Origin of the sequence: Cupriavidus sp. SIMBA_020 (assembly GCF_046535395.1) — a bacterium.
Lineage (GTDB): Bacteria > Pseudomonadota > Gammaproteobacteria > Burkholderiales > Burkholderiaceae > Cupriavidus > Cupriavidus campinensis.
The window spans coordinates 1-266 of record NZ_JAWRWU010000739.1 but is presented as its reverse complement, the minus strand read 5'-3'; the positions used below and the strand labels follow the sequence as shown (position 1 = coordinate 266).

Annotated in this window: 1 pseudogene; it reads right to left on the bottom strand. The window is 65.0% G+C overall.

The features are described 5' to 3' along the window. Nucleotides 1–119: 119 nt before the first annotated feature. Nucleotides 120–266 (bottom strand): annotated as a pseudogene (locus SB751_RS31295) (S-formylglutathione hydrolase); the annotation flags it as partial.

Genomic DNA, 266 nt, shown 5'->3' with positions numbered 1-266 from the left:
AAGGGAGCGATTCCGTTGATCAAATCAGGCGATCCTATGCATAGAGCGCCGCGGCCGGGCGTCGGATGCCGGGCGCCCCGGGCCTGTCTCGGCAGGCCGCCCAGTATAGAAGCGGGGCGTCAGGCCGCCGGTTTTCCAAGCCGCTCGACGTGAAACCGGATGTGATCCTCGATGAACGTGGAGATGAAGTAATAGCCGTGGTCGTAACCTTCCTGGCGGCGCAGTTCCAGCGGCTGGCCGGCGGTGGCGCAGGCGGCCTCGAATAC